2 protein-coding genes are annotated in these 3785 nt (G+C 59.1%); one reads left to right on the forward strand and one right to left on the reverse strand.

Annotated elements, in window-relative coordinates; all coding sequences use genetic code 11:
• Positions 1–143: 143 nt before the first annotated feature.
• Positions 144–2753, reverse strand: a complete 2610-nt coding sequence (gene acnB / locus QMX91_RS29665) for a bifunctional aconitate hydratase 2/2-methylisocitrate dehydratase (RefSeq protein WP_225138908.1) — start codon at positions 2751–2753, stop codon at positions 144–146.
• Positions 2754–3220: 467 nt separating this feature from the next.
• On the opposite strand from acnB, the gene QMX91_RS29670 reads away from it, so the two are divergent.
• A complete protein-coding gene (locus tag QMX91_RS29670; protein ID WP_134786086.1) occupies positions 3221–3691 on the forward strand; it encodes a DUF1289 domain-containing protein in 471 nt (156 codons plus the stop codon).
• Positions 3692–3785: the final 94 nt, after the last annotated feature.

The following is a 3785-nucleotide window of genomic DNA, read 5'->3' on the forward strand; positions in this document are numbered from 1 at the left end:
CGATAGCGGTGTGTCAGTCGATACAAATGTATCTGACACACCGCTATCGCGAGCAGGCTCACTCCTACAGGGGACGGTATTCCAAGGCATAAAAAAACGCCGCGCATCTCACGATGGGCGGCGTTTTCTATTGCTTTGTAACCTTAGGCTTGAACGACTGGAATCTTGGCGTTCGCAGCAGCTTCACGGAACTCGGCGATCTGGTCGAAGGACAGGTAGCGGTAGACATCGGCCGCCATGCTGTCGATCTTGCCAGCGTATTCCATGTACTCCTCGACGGTCGGCAGGCGACCCAGGATCGAAGCCACGGACGCCAGCTCGGCCGAAGCCAGGTAGACGTTCGCGCCGTCGCCCAGACGGTTCGGGAAGTTACGGGTCGAAGTCGACACCACGGTGCTGTTCGGCTCAACGCGTGCCTGGTTACCCATGCACAGCGAGCAGCCTGGCATTTCCATGCGTGCGCCGGCCTTGCCGTAGATGCCGTAGTAGCCTTCTTCGGTCAGTTGGTGAGCGTCCATCTTGGTCGGCGGCGACAGCCACAGACGGGTAGGCAGCTGACCCTTGACCTGATCCAGCAGTTTACCGGCAGCGCGGAAGTGACCGATGTTGGTCATGCACGAACCGATGAACACTTCGTCGATCTTCTCGCCAGCCACGCTGGACAGCAGACGGGCGTCGTCCGGGTCGTTCGGTGCGCACAGTACCGGCTCGTTGATGTCGGCCAGATCGATTTCGATGACTTCGGCGTATTCGGCGTCGGCATCGGCTTCCATCAGCTCAGGGTTGGCGATCCAGGCTTCCATCGCTTGCGCGCGACGTTCCAGGGTACGTGCATCGCCGTAGCCTTCGCCGATCATCCAGCGCAGCAGGGTGATGTTGGACTGCAGGTACTCGGTGATCGACTCTTTCGACAGCTTGATGGTGCAACCGGCAGCCGAACGTTCGGCCGAGGCGTCGGACAGTTCGAACGCCTGTTCCAGGGTCAGACCTTCCAGACCTTCGATCTCCAGGATGCGGCCGGAGAAGGCGTTTTTCTTGCCTTTCTTCTCGACGGTCAGCAGACCGTTCTGGATAGCGAAGTAAGGAATGGCATGAACCAGGTCACGCAGGGTGATGCCAGGTTTCATTTTGCCTTTGAAGCGCACCAGAATCGATTCCGGCATGTCCAGCGGCATGACGCCGGTGGCAGCGGCGAACGCGACCAGACCGGAACCGGCCGGGAACGAGATGCCCATCGGGAAACGGGTGTGCGAGTCACCACCGGTACCCACGGTGTCCGGCAGCAGCATGCGGTTCAGCCACGAGTGGATGATGCCGTCGCCCGGACGCAGGGAAACGCCGCCGCGGGTCATGATGAAGTCAGGCAGGGTGTGGTGGGTGGTCACGTCGATCGGCTTCGGATACGCCGCGGTGTGGCAGAAGGACTGCATCACCAGGTCAGCGGAGAAGCCCAGGCACGCCAGGTCTTTCAGTTCGTCACGGGTCATCGGACCGGTGGTGTCCTGAGAACCGACGGTGGTCATTTTCGGTTCGCAGTAGGTGCCAGGACGAACGCCTTGGCCTTCTGCCAGACCGCACGCCTTGCCGACCATTTTCTGCGCCAGGGTGAAGCCCTTGGTGCTTTCAGCCGGTGCTTCAGGCTTCTTGAACAGATCGAATGCTGGCAGACCCAGTTCGGCGCGAGCCTTCTCGGTCAGGCCACGGCCGATGATCAGCGGAATACGACCGCCGGCACGGACTTCGTCCAGCAGCACAGGGGTCTTCATTTCGAAGGTGGTGATGACTTCGTCGGTACCGTGCTTGCAGACTTTGCCAGCGTGCGGGTACAGGTCGATCACGTCGCCCATGTTCATGTTCGACACGTCGAACTCGATTGGCAGTGCGCCGGCATCTTCCATGGTGTTGTAGAAGATCGGAGCGATTTTGCTGCCGAAGCAGAAACCGCCAGCGCGCTTGTTCGGCACGTAAGGGATGTCGTCGCCGAAGAACCACAGCACCGAGTTGGTTGCCGATTTACGCGAGGAACCGGTACCGACCACGTCACCGACGTAGGCGATCGGGAAGCCTTGACCGCGCATCTCTTCGATCTGCTTCATCGGGCCGGTCTTGCCTTGCTCGTCCGGAACGATGCCGTCACGGGCCATTTTCAACATGGCCAGGGCGTGCAGCGGGATGTCAGGACGCGACCAGGCGTCTGGTGCAGGCGACAGGTCGTCGGTGTTGGTTTCGCCGGTGACCTTGAATACGCGCAGGCTGATCTTGTCGGCCAGGACAGGACGCTTCTTGAACCACTCGCCGTCAGCCCAGGATTGCAGCACGGCCTTGGCGTGAACGTTGCCGTTCTTGGCTTTTTCAGCCACGTCGTGGAAGGCATCGAACATCAGCAGGGTGTGCTTGAGTTCTTCGGCAGCCACTGGCGCCAGCTCGGCGTTGTCCAGCAGTTCAACCAGAGTCACGATGTTGTAGCCGCCCTGCATGGTGCCGAGCAGTTCTACAGCGCGCTTCTTGTCCAGCAGAGGGGAGGTGACTTCGCCTTTGGCCAGGGCCGACAGGAAACCGGCTTTGACGTAAGCGGCTTCGTCCACTCCTGGTGGTACGCGATTGGTGATCAGGTCAACGAGGAAAGCTTCTTCGCCAGCCGGAGGATTCTTCAGCAGCTCGACCAGGCCTGCAGTTTGTTCGGCGTTAAGCGGCTGGGGAACGATACCCAGGGCTGCACGCTCTTCGATATGTTTGCGGTAGGCTTCAAGCACAGTTATTACCCTCATCAGTGGTCCCAAATGGGTGTCCGGGACGCTCATCCCGAAATTGCCGTACTCATGCACCGCACGACGTTGTGGGTCGTTTGGCCAGAATTACCGGCAATTCCTTACAGAAGCTGCTTTCAAAGTTTTACGCCTGCAGAACGGGGAGCTGATGAGGGTTGGCGTTGGGCTTTTCCCCGCTGGAAAAACCCTTCGCCAACACCGCTCTGAAGGAACGACTGTGCTCGTGACGCTTTGAAAACAGCTTCTAACGGACATTGGCGCCTTAAAAGGCTGGCTGATTCTACGGCAAAAAAAATTTAAAGGTAAGTCGCGCTCTATTGGACTTTGGTGGCGTTGTGCGCGGGCGAGGCAAACCGCGAGCCAGCGCTTGCCCCTGACGTTTGAGGGGTGATCAATGCCCGACAAAGGGCTAACATGCCGGCCTGTTCCGCGTTTCAGTGTTTTGCCAATTTATGCCCAATCAGACCATCAAGACCCCCTGCGTCGGCCTCTGCTCCACTGTTTACGGAGATCTGGTGTGCCGTGGCTGCAAGCGTTTCCACCACGAAGTGATCCACTGGAATGGTTACGGCGAGGAGGAAAAGCGTGCGGTGTGGTTGCGTCTGGAGCAATTGCTGTCACAAGTGATGGCGAGCAAGGTCGAGATCTTCGATCCGGCGCGCCTGCGCCAACAGCTGGAGCAGCGCAAGATCCGCTTCGTGCCGCATCAGTCGGAATATTGCTGGGCCTATCAGCTGATTGCGCGCGGGGCGCGGGTGATCATTAATCTGGAAGCCTATGGGATGGTGTTGCTGCCGGAGTTCCGCGACTGGAACCTGCCGGCGTTGCGCGATGCCATTGATCGGGAATTTTTCCTGCTGTCGGAAGCGCATTATCAGCGCTACATCGCCCCGGGCTTCCTCAAGGACGTCTTTGGCGCCTGAAGATCAAAAGCTTCGCGAGCAAGCCCGCTCCCACAGGAGATTGCATTCCAAATGTGGGAGCGGGCTTGCTCGCGAAGACTGACTTTCAAACGCC

The organism is Pseudomonas sp. PS01299 (genome assembly GCF_029960145.1).
Classification (GTDB): Bacteria; Pseudomonadota; Gammaproteobacteria; order Pseudomonadales; family Pseudomonadaceae; genus Aquipseudomonas; species Aquipseudomonas putida_A.

Coding starts and splice junctions, on each gene's coding strand:
- QMX91_RS29670 (WP_134786086.1), top strand. CDS start 3,221: ATGCCCAATCAGACCATCAAGACCCCCTGCGTCGGCCTCTGCTCCACT.